Origin of the sequence: Streptomyces sp. NBC_00091, assembly GCF_026343185.1 — a bacterium.
Lineage (GTDB): Bacteria > Actinomycetota > Actinomycetes > Streptomycetales > Streptomycetaceae > Streptomyces.
Genome location: NZ_JAPEMA010000001.1, coordinates 5,845,124 through 5,859,973 on the forward strand (window position 1 = coordinate 5,845,124; position 14,850 = coordinate 5,859,973).

The window sequence follows — 14,850 nt, forward strand, 5'->3', positions numbered from 1 at the left end:
TCGCCGCAGCCGGAAACATCAGTAGCCCCACGGTCCGAACCGGGGGTGGTGCTAGCTACACCCCCGGCCGGATACCAGGGTGGTGGAAGGCGTATAGCCAGTGCGATTACCGTACGGACATGGCAACTCGCGGCGCGCTGAGGCGTACCTGTACCTGGATCGCGGCGCACACCCCCTGGTCGGCCTGGGCCTGGCGCAACACGGCCTTCAGCGCGGCCGCGATCCCGCCCGCGCTGCCCCTCGTGTGCGCCTTCAGCTTCATGGCCGCGGCCCCCGGCCACAGCGTCGTGCCGCTGCTGCTCGTCCTCGCGTTCTGCCCGCTGCTGACGGCGCTCCAGCGCAGCCGCTTCTGGTCACTGCTCGACCTGGACGTGCCGCCCGTCGTGCGCCGGCACCGCTGGACGACCGTACGCGGACTCGTCGAGCGGCTGCGTTCCGAGTCGACCTGGCGCCAGTACGGCTACCACGTCATCGTCAGCCCGCTCGCCGCCACCGCGGCCGTCCTCCTCGTCCTCACCTGGGTAGGCGGGCTGGCCTCGGCCTCCGTGTACGCCTGGGAGTGGCTGCTCCCCTCGGACGGGGGGATCCCCCACTTCGGCTGGACGGCCCAGTACGACCTGATCACCGTGGCCGGAGCGCTGGCACTGCTCGCCGCGCCCTGGATGGCCGCGCTGCTGACCAGGCTGGACGCCTTCGCGGCGGCCGCCCTCCTCGGCCCCAACCGGGCCCGCGAACTCGAACGCCGCGTCGAGGACCTCGCCGAGAGCCGGGCCGGGGTGCTGGACGCCGCCGACCTCGAACGCCGCCGCATCGAACGGGACCTGCACGACGGCGCCCAGCAGCGGCTGGTCTCCCTCGCCATGAACCTCGGCATCGCCCGCGCCACCCTCCCCGACCTGCCGCCCGAGGCCAAGGCCGTCATAGACGAGGCCCACCGCGAGGCGAAGGAAGCCATCGAGGAACTCAACAACCTGGTACGGGGTCTGCACCCGGCCGTACTGGAGGACCGCGGCCTGGACGCCGCGCTCTCCGGGATCGCCGCCCGCGCCCCCCTTCCCGTCGAACTCGCCGTGGACATCCCCGCACGGCCCGGCCCCACCGTCGAGGCCGTCGCCTACTTCGTCGTCTCCGAGGCACTGGCCAACGTGGCCAAGCACGCACGGGCGAAACGCTGTTCGGTGCGGGTCGCCCGGGTCGCGGGCGGCCGCGGGGACCTGCTGCGCGTCATCGTCACCGACGACGGCGTCGGCGGCGCGGACCCGTCCGGCGGCACCGGTCTGGTGGGCCTGCGCAAGCGCGTAGGGTCCGTGGACGGAACCATTCTGATCAACAGCCCCCTCGGGGGCCCGACCGTCGTCACTGTGGAGCTGCCGTGCGGGCTGTGATCGCCGAGGACTCTGTCCTGCTGCGCATAGGTCTTGTCAAAGTCCTCGAAATGGCCGGATTCGAGGTGGCCGCCGAAACCGGCGACGCCGAAGGGCTGCTCGCCGCCGTCGAGGAACACGAGCCCGACCTCGCGCTCGTCGACGTCCGGATGCCGCCCGGCTTCACCGACGAGGGCGTCCGGGCCGCCCTGATGATCCGCAGCCAGAGCCCCAAGACGGCCGTACTGCTGCTGTCGCAGTACGTGGAGGAGCGCTACGCGGCCGACCTGCTGGCCTCCCCGAGCGGTGCGGGCATCGGCTACCTGCTCAAGCAGCGCGTCGCCGACGTCGAGGAGTTCGTCGACGCCCTGCGCCGCGTCGCGGCCGGCGGGACCGCCCTCGACCCGCAGGTCGTGGCCCAGCTCCTGCTGCGCCGCGGCGGCGGCCCCGACCCGCTGGAGCGCCTGACCCCGCGCGAGCGCGACGTACTGGCCCTGATGGCGGAAGGCCGCTCCAACGCGGGCATCGCGGCCGAACTCGTCGTGAGCGAGAGCGCGGTGGCCAAGCACATCAACAACATCTTCGCCAAGCTCGACCTGCCCCCGGCCGCCGAGGCCCACCGCCGCGTCCTCGCCGTGCTGCGCTTCCTGGACGGCACCCCGTGACCCGCACCGCCGGTTCCCCCGCCCCCGCCGCGCGCCGCAAGCAGCGCCTCGCCTGGTACGGCGGCGCGCTGCTCAGCTCCCTCCTCGTGGTGACGGCGACCGCCTGGCAGGTGCGGGCGAACGTCGGCTTCCACACTCGTGCGGTGAGCGGGGGCAGCGCCGGCCGGGCGGTGACCTCGGTGGAGATCGAGGGCGGCAGGGCGACCGTGACCGTCACCCCGCGCGGCGACCGGGAGGTCGGCTACCGGGCGGAGATGAACTGGTCGTTCAAGGCTCCGGCCATCGAGGAGAGCTGGCTCGGCGACACCCTGAAGCTGACCCCGCGCTGCCCCGGCGACTCCGTCGGGCTGGCCGACGGGGCCGGCTGCTCCGTGCGGCTCGCGGTGACCGTGCCCGCCGGCATCCCGGTGAAGGTGACGGGGACCTCGGGCGACGTGTCGGTCAGCGGCCTGGAGGGGACGGTCGACGCCGACGTGGAGTCCGGCGCCCTGACCCTGACCGGCCTGCGCGGGGCCCTGCGGGCGCGCGCCGGGTCGGGCGAACTGCGCGCCACGGCCCTGGCCTCCCCGCAGGCGGACATCCGGGCCGGAACCGGCCGGGCGGAAGCCCGCTTCCTGGTCCCGCCGCAGGAGGTCACCGCGCGCGTCGGCGCCGGCCGTCTGGACCTCGTCCTTCCCCCCGAGTCCCGCTACCGCGTCACCAGCCGGGCCGGCGTGGGCCGGTGCGAGGTGGCGGACGCCCTGCGCGACCCCTCCGCCACCGGCACCCTGGACATCTCGGCGGAGTCCGGCCACGCAACGGCCGGCTACCGGCCCGGCGGCCCCTGACCGGTCAGACGATGTGGCGGCCGCCGTCGACCGTGAGCACGTCCCCGGTCGTGTAGGCGGCGTTCACGAGGTACAGGGTCGCCTCCGCGACGTCCTCCGGCGTGCCCACCCGGCGCAGCGGGGTGTTGTCAGTGATCCACTCGCGGGAGCTCTCCCAGACCTCCTCCGCCCCGTCGTACCAGGGCGTGTCGATCAGCCCGGGCGCCACCGCGTTGACGCGGACCGAGGGTCCCAGCTGGGAGGCGAGCAGCCGGGTCATGTGGTTGACCGCGGCCTTGCTCACGGCGTACGGGATGGAGCTGCCGAGGGCCCGGGTGGCCGACACCGACGAGACGTTGACGATGGAGCCCGCCCCGGACTCCCGCAGGTGCGGGACGGCCGCGGTGATCATCTGCCAGGCCCCGACCACGTTGACGTCGAAGATCTCCCGCCAGGCCCCGGCGTCCGCGGCCTCGAGGTCGTCGAGCGGGATGAAGCGGGTCACACCGGCGTTGTTGACGAGGATGTCGAGCCGTCCGTAGGTGTCGATCGCCGTCCGGACGATCCGCCGCGCGTCCTCGGGGTCGGAGACGTCGCCCTGGACGTACACGGCTTCGGGGAGGCCGGCGGCGAGCTCCTTCCCGGCCTGTGCGCTGCGGGCCGAGTTGACGACCACCCGGATCCCCTCGTCGGCCAGCCGCTGCGCGATGGAAGCGCCGATGCCCGAAGAAGAGCCGGTGACCAGGGCGACGCGGGACTCGCTCATCATTTCCTCCTGCTGAAGGGCTGGGTTGCCGGACTGAACCGACCCCAACCTATCGCATGTTGGAAATTGCTTTCCGCTATGCGGATCTCCGCTGGAGCAGGCCCCGTACGTAGGCGGCCTGGCCCGCGTGCTGGAGGTCGTCCGCCAGGACGCTGACGAGGCGCACCCCCAGGGTGACCGGCGGGTCCCAGCGTTCGTCGACGATCCGCTCGAGGTCGGCGGCGGCCAGGCCCCGCACGAAGCGCAGGCTCTGTTCGTGCACCGCGTCGAAGTAGCCGAGCAGCAGCTCGGCCGAGTCGGCGCGGACCTCCGCGACCTGCCGGGCGGTGTGCCCGTAGCCGGTGTCCGCGGCGGGCAGCCGCAGGTCGAAGCGGTCGGCCCAGCCGCCGGCCCGCCACACCTGCGCCAGCCCGGCGGCGTCGGCCACGTGGTCGTCCTGAATCCGGGTCAGATGCCAGACCAGCCAGGCGATCGAGTTCGCCTCCGGGTCGGGCCGGGTGTTCAGCTCCTCGGCCGGGAGCCCCTCGACTGCCTCGTGGACCACCTCCCGGATGCGTCCGAAGCCGTCCGCCAGTACTTCTGTGGCCTTCATGTGCCGTCCCCAGCCATGTTTGTAGAGAGCTTCCGTAGGGAGCTCCGTGGAGAGCTGCTGCCGGGACCACCATGCAAGGCCCCGCCCGGTGGGGCGGGGCGACACTCCGGACCCGGTCAGCGGCGGGAGCGGCGCAGGAAGATCCCGGCGGCCGCGCCGGCGAGGGCGATCCCGGCCACCCCGGCGGTGGTCCACCATCCGCTGGCGTCGCCGTCCGCGGCCGGTTCCGCCGGAACGGAAGGCGTGGCGGGGGCGGCGGGGGAGGCAGGGGTGGAGGAGGGGGCGGACGGGGAGGGCGAGGCGGGCGGTGCGGCCGGGGAGGCCGGGGCGGAGGCCGGGGCCGACGGGGCCGGGTCCACCACCGGTACGGAGACCTCCTGGTGCGTGTGCCCGAGCGAGGGGAAGCCCGCGTCGATGGTCACCGTCCAGGTGCCGGGCGGCAGTGCCTCGGCCGTGGTCCACCCGGCGGCCTTGCCGGGGTCGCGCACCAGCCGCCACGGGCCCGCCGTACGGGTCTTGTCGGCGCTGACGGCGTTCACGGTCGCGGCCACGGCCTCCTCGACGGCGTCCCCGTCGTTCTCCCAGGTGACGTCGGCGGTGACACGGCCGTCGCGCTGGCCGGTGATGGCCACCTTCAGGGTGTCGCCGTGGGCACGGGCGGGACCGGCCAGGGCGACGCTCTGGGCGAGGCACAGCAGGGGGAGGGCGAGTACGGCGAAGGCCAGGGCGGCGAGGTTCGGGAGGGGTCGGCGCATCGGCACGTTGCTCCAGGTGAGGGAGGGGAGGCGCGGGAGGGGTGGTGCGGGAGGGAAAGCCGAAGGGCGGGCGGCCGTAGGGGAGTACGGCCGCCCGCCGGATCGGGGAATCGGTCAGCCGGCCTTGCGGGCCGTCCAGACCTGCGCCGGACGGCCGTCCGCGCGCTGGAGTTCGAGCAGCCAGGTCCCGTAGTAGGGCCGGTTGCTCACCGTGAGGGCGTGGCCGCCGCTCGGGTCGGTGATGGTCACCGCACCGTCGCGGGAGGTCATCCGCCACTGCTGGGCGGCGGAGTTCCCGCAGGGCTGCTGCGCGACCCACATGCCCGCGGCCGGCGCGCCGCCGGGCTGGAGGCACTTGCCGGACGCAGCGGAGCGGATCCGTACGAGCCCGCTGCCCGCGTCGTCGAAGTACCACTGCTGCTGCGCGTAGCCGTTGGTCCGTCCGGCGACGAGCACGGTCCCGTCGGCGGTGCGGCCGCCCCACAGCTCGGCGGCCGTGCCGCTGCTGCCGTTGCCGAGCACGTAGCGGGTGCCCGGGGTGGTGGCGCCGCCGCCGGTGTCGGTCGTACGGAAGGACGCGGCCTTGCCGGGGCCGCTGTCACGGCCGGAGCCGTCGCGGACCGACACGGCGGCCGTGTACGCGGTACCGGGCTTGAGGTTGTAGACGCGCAGGGAGGTGGACTGGACCCAGGTCAGGTGCTTTCCGTTCAGCAGGACCTGGTACCAGGCGGCGCCCTCGGCCTTGGGCCAGCTCAGCACCACCGAGTCCGACTGGATCTGACCGGCCGTCACCGCGGGGGCGCCCGAGGGCTTCTTGGTGGGGGACGGGCTCGGCTTCGCCGTCGGGGACGGGCTCGGGTTCGGGTCGGGGGTGGTGCCGCCACCGCCGCCGGAACGCATCAGGAACTGGTTGTCGGCGATGTTCCAGTGGGTGGCGAGGTAGCTGCCGGCCTTCGGACTGGTGTGGAAGTAGTCGTCGTGGTTGCAGTCCAGGATGTTCTCGGCGGCCTGGTTGTGGCACACGTCGCGCATCTTCGGGTAGTACGGGGTGTCCGAGTAGCACATGACGTCGAACTCGTCCGTGCAGTGCGCGCCCCGGCTGGTGTTGGGGGCGCTGTTGTTGACCGCGCCGAGGTTGTGGCCGAGTTCGTGCGCGGCGGTGTGGCCGCCCCAGCAGCCCGAGTCCGTACGCCCGTAGGAGGGGCCGAAGTTGCTCAGGTTGTTCTGGCCGGGCCGCTCGTCGCCGTTGAAGGTGCCGATGCCGCAGTAGACCTGGGTGTCCGCGAAGATCATGTACTTGCGGTCGCGGCGGTCGAGGCCCTTGCCGGCGAGTGCGGCGTTGGTGGCGCTGAACTCCGACAGCGCGGAGTCCGGGAGTTCGATGTTGAGCACCGAGGGGGTGCAGTCGGCTGCCGTCACGTAGCGGATGTGCCGGACACCGCCCGTCTCCTTGGCGCTCGCCGAGTAGATGAGGTCGGCGTCGGCCGCCCACTTGCGGAAGGAGGCCACGTACTCGGCGTACCGGTCGCGGCCGGGGCCGTGTGCGTACACGACCTGGACGCGGTTGCCGGTGGTGCCGTCGCCCTCGCACTGCACGGTCTGGCCGGCCGGCCCGGCGGCGACCGCCTGGCTGCCGGAGGCCGGCGGGGCCGGGGCGGCCGCGCTCGCGGCGCTGCGGGCGTCGGCGGCGGGCGCGTCCTGAGGACGCCCGCCGCCTTCCGTGGCGGCCGGGTCGGCGTCGGCGGGGGAGGCGGGGTCGGCCGCGGGGGCCTTCGTACGGACCACGGGCTCGACGTCCCGCTTGATGTCCACGCCCCCGGGGGGAGCGTCGGGGCCGTGGGTGCAGTGCCCGGCCTCCGTGCGGTAGACGCCGACGCAACGGTCGCCCTTGGGCGCCGTCTTGAGCCCGTCGTAGACCATGCCGCGGGTGTTCTCGTTCGCCGGCGTGCTCGCGAGCGGGGCCGGTTCCGCGTCCCGGGCCGGTGCGGCGGCCGGTTCGGCGGGGGCGGCGGGCGCTCCGGCCAGTGCGGGTGTGGTCGCCTCCGCGTCGCCGCCGAGTCCGGAGTAGGCGATGCCTCCCGCGAGTACCGCCGCCGAGGCCACGGCGGCGGTGAGGAGTATCAGCTTGCGGGGTTTGCGCCGGTGGCCGGGTTTCCGGCGCCGGCCGCTGGATCGTGCTGTCATGCGCACCTCAAGTCCTGGTCAGGAGAGTGGGTGCGCGGAAGCTTGCCAGATGGGCGCCTCGGAGGATTCGGACAAACGGGAGCCCGGCCCGAGAAATCTATCCGTTACCTTGTGGCTTGATTTGATGAACTGTCAACTTGCTTAAAAACAAGGGGAGTTACGCGCGTCGACCGGGAAAGGTCCAGGCCTTTTCCAAGATCTCGTTATCAAATCGAGATATGAGGTGGAACCTTGTTGACGGGAATTCAGTCAGGTATTCATTCAAAAACTACCTGCCGAATTCCCCCCGTTACGAGCCGTGAAGCGGGAGGCGACGGAGCGCGTGTCCGTGGGTGCCCAGGCCGCCCGGTGGGTGCGGCGCCGGCTTGGGCACCCGTACGGACTACCGGGCGGAGTCCCGCTCCCAGAGGTAGAACCGCTGGGCCATCGCGTCCTTCGGGCTCCGCCAGGTCTTCGGGTCGTGCGGGCTGACGAAGGCCGAGAGCCGCTCGCTCAGGTCCTGGAACTCCGGGTGCCCGGTGACCCTGGCGATGGCCGGACCGGGATCCGCGTCGGCCTCGATCAGGTGCATGTACACGTCCCCGAACTGGAAGAGACTGCGGCGGCTGACCCCGACCAGGTGGGGCAGCTCACCCGCGTCCGAGGCCGCGAACAGGCCGGCGATGTCGGGCGCCGAACCGGGTGCCATACGGGCCACGATGAGGGCTTGGTGCATCGGGAGGTTGCCTTTCGACTCGGGAGGGCGGGGGAGCCTCAGCGGTGGCCGGCCACGGGCTTGCGGTTGCCCCGCCCGCCCTGCTCGATCTTGTCCCGGATCAGTTCCATCTGGATCCGGGAGTTGAGGTTGATGCGGTCGGTCATCCCCGCGTCGTCGATCGGCGCGTCCGGCTTCATGGCGAAGTCCTGGACCCACCGCATGCGGGTGCCGCCGGGCACCTCGCCGTACTCCCAGTGGATGTTCATGTGCGCGAACGGGCCGGTCTCCACCCGGCGGGCCTTCACCGTCAGGCCCGCGCGGTCCACGGTCCGTTCCGAGACCCAGCTCCACACCACGCCGTTCTCGTCCGGGTGCATGGCGAGACGGAACCGGGTGGTGTTCCCGGCCTTCTCGAGGATCTCGACGGACGCGTACTCGCTGAACAGCTGCGGCCAGTTGGGAAGGTCGTTCGTGACGTCCCATACGACGTCGACGGGCGCCTTGACCATGATCTCGTTGTCGGTGTGTCCAGGCATGTCAGGCTCCTGTCATGAGGCTGTTGTTGACGAGGTCGACGAACTCGCGCGGGCTCTTGCAGCGGTCGGCGTCCGTGGGCAGCGCCCGGCCCCGCCGGTTCTCCAGCTCGCCGACGATGCCGAGCAGGCCCAGCGAGTCCAGGCCGTAGTCGTCGAACTGGGAGTCGGGGCGGCTCGCCAGCTCCGTGGGGTCGACGGTGATGCCGGCGGTCTTCATGAGCGTCGCCAGCTCTTCCAAGGTCAGTCGGTCGGACATGGTGCCTTCTCTCTTTCCTGCTTCCGGGGACCGGACCGGGCCGTGGCCCGCGCCCGGCCCTGAGATGCGGGGTACCGATCCCTACGCGCCGGGTTCGGGCCCTTTGCGGAGGACGAGTGCCGCGTTCGACCCCATCCGGCCCCGGCTCAGGACGAGCGCGGTGCGCAGGGGGGCGACGCGGGCGCTGCCGGTGACCACGTCGAGGTCGTGGCAGACGTCGAAGACGTTCGGGGTGGGCGGTACGACGCCGTGCTCCAGCGCCAGGACGGCGGCGGCCGCGTCGAGGGTGCCGGCCGCGCAGTACGCCCGCCCGATACCGGTCTTGGGCGCGGTGACGGGCACCTTCGCGCCGTGCCCGCCGAGCGCCTCCCGGATCGCCCGGGCCTCCGCCGCGTCCGCCTCGGGCGTGCCCAGGGCGTCGGCGAAGACCACGTCCACCTCCTCGGGAGCCAGACCGGCCTCCCGCAGCGCGCCGCGGATGGCGTGGGCCAGGCCGTCCCCGGACTCCTCCGCCCGCCCGGGCCCGGTGAAGGTGGCGGCGTGGCCGGCCAGCAGGGCCCGCACCGGCGCGCCCCGCCGCACGGCCGCCGCCGCGTCCTCGACGGTGAACATCGCGCCGCCCTCCGCCGGGACGAACCCGCAGGCCTTCGCCGTGAACGGCCGGTAGGCGCGCTCCGGGTCCTCCGCGGTGCTGAGCCCCTCGTAACCCAGCTGGCAGACCACGGAGTACGGCGCGAGCGGTGCCTCCGTCGCGCCGACCAGCATCGCCCGGCTGCCCTGGCGGATCGCCCGGGCGGCGTGCGCGAAGGCGTCCAGCCCGCCCGCCTCGTCGCTCGCCACCACCCCGCACGGGCCCTTGAACCCGCGCCGGATGGAGATCTGGCCGGTGCTGGCCGCGTAGAACCAGGCGATCGACTGGTACGGGCCGACGTAGCGGGGGCCCTGCCCCCACAGCCGCTGCAGCTCGCGCTGCCCGAACTCGCCGCCGCCCGAGCCGGCCGCCGTGACGACGCCCACCGCGTACGGGTCGTCCTCGTAGTCGGCCCGGCCCAGCCGGGCGTGCTCCAGCGCGAGGTCGGCCGCGGCCAGCGCGTAGTGGCTGAAGCGGTCGGTCTGGACGAGGAAGCGGTCCTCGACCAGCGCCCCGGGGTCGAAGCCCCGTACCTCACCCGCGACCCGTACCGGAAGGTGCTCGCACCCCTGCCGGGTCACCCGGTCCAGGACGCTGTCGCCCGCCTGGGTCGCCTTCCAGAAGGCGTCGGCGCCGATCCCGTTGGGCGCGACGACCCCGATGCCCGTGACGGCCACCGTCTTGCCGGCAGTACCGCTGCTCACGCGCGTACCTCCTTGGGCTGGGTCATGACCACGGCGGACTGGAAGCCGCCGAAGCCGCTGCCGACGGACAGCACGCTGCGCAGGGTGTGGCTGCGGGCGGTGCGCGGCACGTAGTCCAGATCGCATTCGGGGTCGGGGGTCTCGTAGTTCGCGGTCGGCGGCACCACGTGGTGGGTCATGGCCAGGACGCAGGCCGCGAGTTCGATCGCCCCGATGGCGCCGAGCGAGTGCCCCACCATGGATTTGATGGAGGTCATCGGCGTCTTGTAGGCGTGGTCCCCGAGCACCCGCTTGACGGCCGCCGTCTCGTGGCGGTCGTTCTGCTTGGTGCCGGAGCCGTGCGCGTTGACGTAGTCGATCTCCCGGGCGTCTATCCGGGCCTGCGCCAGGGCCGTCTTTATCGCCCGGGCCATCTCCAGCCCCTCGGCGGTCAGACCCGTCATGTGGTGGGCGTTGCCGAAGGTGGCGTAGCCGCCGATCTCGCAATAGACGCGGGCCCCGCGGGCCCGGGCGTGCTCCAGCTCCTCCAGGATCAGCACGGCGCCGCCCTCACCGAGGACGAAACCGTCCCGGTCGGCGTCGAAGGGCCGGGAGGCGTGCGCCGGGTCCTCGTTGTTCGCCGAGGTCGCCTTGATGGCGTCGAAGCAGGCCACGGTGATGGGGGAGACGGGGGAGTCCGAGGCGCCGGCGACGCACACGTCCATCCGGCCCTCCTGGATGGAGTGCACGGCGTACCCGACGGCGTCGAGCCCGGACGTGCAGCCGGTGGAGACCGTCTGTACGGGGCCGCGCGCCCCCGTCTGCTCCGCCACCGCCGAGGCGAGGGTGGCGGGAGTGAACGCCCGGTGCAGGAAGGGGGAGGAGAGGCGGTGGTCCACGTCCCACCACGCCCCCTGCTGGCTGACCGCGACGTAGTCGTGCTCCAGCCGGGTGGTACCGCCGACCGCGGTGCCCAGGGAGACGCCCGTACGCCAGGCGCCCTCCTCGTCGAGCTCCAGCCCGGCGTCGGCCATCGCCTCGCGGGCGGCGACCAGGGCGAACTGGATGTATCGGTCCGCCCGGGCCGCCTCGTCCTCGCCGAGGCCGTGCTCGCAGGGGTCGAAGTCGACCTCGGCGGCTATCCGGGAGCGGAACCCGGCCGGGTCGAAGAGGGTGATGCCCCTGGTCGCCGTACGGCCGTTGGAGAGCAGGTCCCAGAAGGCGGAGGTGCCGATGCCGCCGGGGGCCACGACGCCCACCCCGGTGACGGCCACCCGCCGGCGCGTCACGAGACCGCTCCGGAGCGCTCGGGCGGACGCTCCGCCCAGGCGGAGGCGTCCGGGTTCGGGGCCTCCTCCGTGTCCACGTGCCCGAGTTCCGGGCGCGGGGCGAGCGGGCCGAGGTGGAAGACCATCCGGGCCTCGGTGTCGCCGACGTTGCGGAACCGGTGGCGCATGTTCAGCGGGACCAGCAGCCCCTGGTCGGTGCGCAGCGGGTGGGCCTCGCCGTCGAGGTCGACCTCCAGCGTCCCGGCGACCACGTACACGAACTCCTCCGAGTACGGGTGGTAGTGCTCGGCGATCGACTCGCCCGGGGCCATCACCGCCAGGCCCATGAATCCGCTGGTCGAGCCCACCGAGGTCGGGGTGAGCACGGCGCGCAGATCACCTCCGCGCCTGCGGTTGGGCTGGGTCTCGCTGAGGTCGACGATGCGCGGCTGATGTCTGGTCATGCTGACTTCCTCCTGGCGGATCGGAGCCTGCGTGCGCGTGGGCTGCCGGGGTGATGAGGATGGAGCGGGGACCGGGCCCGGGCGGTACCCGTGGCCCGTCCGGATCAGGACTGCGCCGGATCAGGACTGTGCCGGATCAGGACTGCGCCGGAGCCCGACGGTCGGTGATCAGGTCCATGGGGTGGGGGGCGGCCGGCGCGGCGCCGGGCGCCCCGGCCAGCAGGCGGTCCAGCACCGCCGCCTTGCGGGGTCCCTCCATGCCGAAGCCGCCCGCGAAGCGGCCGTCGGCCGGGCCCTTGACGTCGAGGAGCCGGACCACGACGTCGTCCCGCTGGAAGATGCTGCTGCTCAGCACGGGGGAGGTCGCCACCTTCGCCGCGGCCTCGTCCTGGCGGGCCAGGAACCGGGCCACGAGCGGCCCGCAGCCCGCCTTCGCCGGGTAGAACAGCGCGTGCCGGGTCACCCGGTCCGGCAGCGGCCCGTGCGCGGCCACGTGGTGGACGGCCGGCAGGCCCGCGCGCATGAAGAACATCCGGGCCGACTCCGGGTCGGACAGGTCCCGGTCCTGCTCCAGGTACGGGTTGATGGCCTGTTCGACGGCCCGCACCTCGGGCTGCTCCGACACGTGCCGCAGCGCCGCCGTCAGGTCGCCCTGTACCTCGACGGCCCGGACCACCCGGTTGCCGTGCATGAACAGGGAGGTGCGGCACAGCCGGGTGTGGTCGTCGACGCGGGCGGCCGGGGAGGAGTACGAGGACAGGATCTCGGCGACCTTCGGCTCGCTGCCCGGCTTCACCGTGAAGGTCAGCGCGTGCCGCACGATGCCCTCGCCGAGCCGGGGCGCGCCCTGGAGCCGGGCGCCCAGCGCCCGCTCCGGGGCCTCGTACCGCCTGCCGGTCTCGCGCAGGACGGTGAAGGTCAGCGGGCGCATCGAGCGGGCGCAGGCGCCCAGCGGCCGGACCTGCGCGACGTGCTCCTCGCTGTTCACCCAGGCGAGGTACTGCGGCGCGCTCTCCCACTCGCTGGTGATCAGCCACTGCGAGGGGTTCGCGAAGGACTGGCAGAGCTGGTCGCCGAGGTGCCCGGGCACCGAGGCGATGTCGTGCCGCAGCTGCTCGTAGGCGTCGAAGAACCGCTGCTGGGCACCCTCGTGGAGGTCCATCAGCAGGACGACCCGGAGCATGGAGCCGTCGAACGCGGACTGCGACACCCGTTCGGACAGGGTGGTTGTCATCTGCTCACTCCTTCGTGAGGGCCTTTCGTGAGGGTCCGCGGACCCGGCGCGTACGCGCTCACGTGCGTCATCTGCGGCAACTGCCCGGGGGGTGCGGGGCCCGCGGGCCCCACGGGGCTGCGCGGTCGGGAACGGCGGACGGTGTGGCCCAAGTGGGGCCGCCGCTGTCGCTCATCGTCATCCGGCCGGGTACGGATCGCTACATCTCCGGATCAAGCGGGTGACAAGACGCGACTCGCCCGGGCAAGAACGCTGATCGGGGGCATAAGGCGTCCACTGCCCCCCACACGAAACAGGAGCCAGCAGCTGATGGAAGAGCATGCCGATGTTCGCGTACCGGTCCTCGTCGTGGGCGGCTCCCTCGTGGGCCTGTCCACCTCGCTGTTCCTGAGCCGCCACGGCATCAGGCACCTGCTGGTCGAGAAGCACGCCGGTACCTCCGTCCACCCCCGCGGACGGGGGATCAACGCCCGGACGATGGAACTGTTCCGGACGGCGGGCGCCGAACCCGCCATCCGCAAGGAGGCCTCCGCCCTCGAGGCCAATCAGGGCATCCTGCAGACGCAGGCCCTGATCGGGGGCGAGCACAAGTGGCTCATCAAGGCGGTCGATCCGGGCGGCGCGCTGCGCCGCTTCAGCCCGACCGGCTGGTGCCTGTGCAGCCAGAACAACATCGAGCCGCTGCTGGCCGCGCAGAGCCGCGCGCAGGGCGCCGACGTGCGGTTCTCCACGGAGCTGATGAGCTTCGAACAGGACGCCACCGGAGTGAACGCCCTGGTGAAGAACCGCGACACCGGTGAGCACCTCACCGTCCGAGCGGACTTCCTGATCGGCGCCGACGGGCCGCGCAGCCCCGTCCGGGAGTCGCTCGGCATCCCTCAGAGCGGCAGCGGCGAGCTGTTCCACAACGTGAGCATCGTCTTCCGCTCCGAACGGCTGGCCGGGCTTCTCGGCGACCTGCGCTTCATCGTCTGCTACCTGATGAAGCCGGGTGCCGACGGGGCGCTGCTGCCGGTGGACAACGAGGCCCAGTGGGTCTTCCACGCCCCCTGGCATCCGGAGACGGGCGAGACCCTGGAGGACTTCACCGACGAGCGCTGCGTGGCCCACATCCGGGGCGCCATCGGGGTGCCCGACCTGGACGTCGAGGTCGGCGGGAAGGCTCCCTGGCACGCCGCCGAACGGATCGCGGAGCAGTACCGGGCCGGCCGGGTGTTCCTCGTCGGGGACGCGGCCCACGAGATGTGCCCCACCGGCGCCTTCGGCTCCAACACCGGCATCCAGGACGCGCACAACCTGGCCTGGAAGCTGGCCGCGGTGCTCGGCGGTTCCGCCGGGCCGGGGCTGCTCGACACCTACGAGGCCGAACGGCTCCCCGTGGCCCTCGCCACGGCCGCGCGCGCCTCCGCCCGCTCGGCCGAGCACAGCCACCCCGGCTACGTACCGCCCCCCACCATGGGCGGCGGACCGGGCAGCGGGGTCCTCACCACGGCCATGGGCTACTGCTACCCGAGCGGCGCCGTCGTCGGAGGCGACCCCTCGCGGCCGGTCATCCCCGAGGAGATGCGCCTCAAGGGCGACGTCGGCACCCGCGCCCCGCACATGTGGCTGACCCGGGCGGGGGAGCGGATCTCCACGCTCGACCTCTACGAGCGCTCCTTCGTGCTCCTCAGCGGCGCGGGCACGCCCTGGCGGGAGGCGGCGACGCAGGTCGCGCGGGAGATGGGCGCGCACCTGGACGCCTACGCGATCGGCTCCGCACCGGAGGCCGACCTGGTCCCGGCGGACGACTCCGACTGGGCGGAGGTCCACGCGCTGCCGGCCGACGGGGCGGTCCTCGTACGACCCGACGGATTCGTGGCCTGGCGCTCGGAGGGCGCCGCGGCCGACCCGCAAGGGGCGCTCACGGACGCCCTGACACGGCTGCTGCGGCGCTCCTGAGCGGATGA

The 14,850-nt window shown here is 73.0% G+C and carries 15 protein-coding genes; 4 read left to right on the forward strand and 11 right to left on the reverse strand.

Annotation, left to right across the window (positions count from 1 at the left end):
• The first annotated feature begins 119 nt into the window (after positions 1–119).
• The 3 genes from OOK34_RS26920 to OOK34_RS26930 are packed head-to-tail and all read left to right on the forward strand — an operon-like array spanning position 120 to position 2,856.
• Positions 120–1,385 carry a sensor histidine kinase gene (locus tag OOK34_RS26920; RefSeq protein ID WP_267036434.1) on the forward strand — a complete coding sequence of 422 codons (1,266 nt, stop codon included), beginning with the start codon at positions 120–122 and terminating at the stop codon, positions 1,383–1,385.
• Positions 1,373–2,029 (forward strand): response regulator transcription factor, encoded by a 657-nt coding sequence (locus OOK34_RS26925; protein WP_267036435.1) that lies wholly within the window; start codon positions 1,373–1,375, stop codon positions 2,027–2,029. Before OOK34_RS26920 ends, OOK34_RS26925 begins: the two co-directional genes overlap by 13 nt.
• On the forward strand, positions 2,026–2,856 hold the full coding sequence (locus OOK34_RS26930; RefSeq protein WP_267036436.1) for a hypothetical protein: 831 nt from the start codon (positions 2,026–2,028) through the stop codon (positions 2,854–2,856). Before OOK34_RS26925 ends, OOK34_RS26930 begins: the two co-directional genes overlap by 4 nt.
• Before the next feature lie 4 nt (positions 2,857–2,860).
• Here OOK34_RS26930 and OOK34_RS26935 read toward each other — a convergent pair whose 3' ends face one another.
• From OOK34_RS26935 to OOK34_RS26985, 11 genes are all read right to left on the reverse strand, one after another.
• A complete protein-coding gene (locus OOK34_RS26935; protein WP_267036437.1) occupies positions 2,861–3,601 on the reverse strand; it encodes an SDR family NAD(P)-dependent oxidoreductase in 741 nt (246 codons plus the stop codon).
• 76 nt (positions 3,602–3,677) lie between these two features.
• Positions 3,678–4,193, reverse strand: coding sequence for a DinB family protein (locus OOK34_RS26940; RefSeq protein ID WP_267036438.1), 516 nt, complete (start codon positions 4,191–4,193; stop codon positions 3,678–3,680).
• A 116-nt stretch (positions 4,194–4,309) separates the two neighbouring features.
• A complete protein-coding gene (locus OOK34_RS26945) occupies positions 4,310–4,948 on the reverse strand; it encodes a hypothetical protein (RefSeq protein WP_267036439.1) in 639 nt (212 codons plus the stop codon).
• A gap of 114 nt (positions 4,949–5,062) precedes the next feature.
• Positions 5,063–7,132: an RICIN domain-containing protein gene (locus OOK34_RS26950; protein ID WP_267036440.1), complete on the reverse strand. Its 2,070-nt coding sequence runs from the start codon at positions 7,130–7,132 to the stop codon at positions 5,063–5,065.
• A 382-nt stretch (positions 7,133–7,514) separates the two neighbouring features.
• Positions 7,515–7,847 carry a TcmI family type II polyketide cyclase gene (locus tag OOK34_RS26955; RefSeq protein ID WP_267036441.1) on the reverse strand — a complete coding sequence of 111 codons (333 nt, stop codon included), beginning with the start codon at positions 7,845–7,847 and terminating at the stop codon, positions 7,515–7,517.
• 38 nt (positions 7,848–7,885) lie between these two features.
• Positions 7,886–8,365 carry an SRPBCC family protein gene (locus OOK34_RS26960; protein WP_267036442.1) on the reverse strand — a complete coding sequence of 160 codons (480 nt, stop codon included), beginning with the start codon at positions 8,363–8,365 and terminating at the stop codon, positions 7,886–7,888.
• Position 8,366: 1 nt separating this feature from the next.
• Entirely contained in the window at positions 8,367–8,621 is a 255-nt protein-coding gene (locus OOK34_RS26965; RefSeq protein WP_267036443.1) for an acyl carrier protein, read from the reverse strand.
• A gap of 81 nt (positions 8,622–8,702) precedes the next feature.
• Positions 8,703–9,956: a beta-ketoacyl synthase N-terminal-like domain-containing protein gene (locus tag OOK34_RS26970; protein WP_267036444.1), complete on the reverse strand. Its 1,254-nt coding sequence runs from the start codon at positions 9,954–9,956 to the stop codon at positions 8,703–8,705.
• The gene (locus tag OOK34_RS26975) at positions 9,953–11,224 is read right to left on the reverse strand and encodes a beta-ketoacyl synthase (RefSeq protein ID WP_267036445.1); all 1,272 of its coding nucleotides are present in this window, start codon (positions 11,222–11,224) and stop codon (positions 9,953–9,955) included. Before OOK34_RS26975 ends, OOK34_RS26970 begins: the two co-directional genes overlap by 4 nt.
• Positions 11,221–11,667 carry a cupin domain-containing protein gene (locus OOK34_RS26980; protein ID WP_267036446.1) on the reverse strand — a complete coding sequence of 149 codons (447 nt, stop codon included), beginning with the start codon at positions 11,665–11,667 and terminating at the stop codon, positions 11,221–11,223. The genes OOK34_RS26975 and OOK34_RS26980 overlap by 4 nt, the downstream gene beginning before the upstream one ends.
• 136 nt (positions 11,668–11,803) lie before the next feature.
• Positions 11,804–12,901: a SchA/CurD-like domain-containing protein gene (locus OOK34_RS26985; RefSeq protein ID WP_267036447.1), complete on the reverse strand. Its 1,098-nt coding sequence runs from the start codon at positions 12,899–12,901 to the stop codon at positions 11,804–11,806.
• Positions 12,902–13,210: 309 nt separating this feature from the next.
• Here OOK34_RS26985 and OOK34_RS26990 point away from each other — a divergent pair, with 309 nt between their 5' ends.
• Complete coding sequence (locus tag OOK34_RS26990) at positions 13,211–14,842, forward strand: FAD-dependent monooxygenase (protein ID WP_267036448.1); 1,632 nt, start codon at positions 13,211–13,213, stop codon at positions 14,840–14,842.
• Positions 14,843–14,850 lie beyond the last annotated feature (8 nt).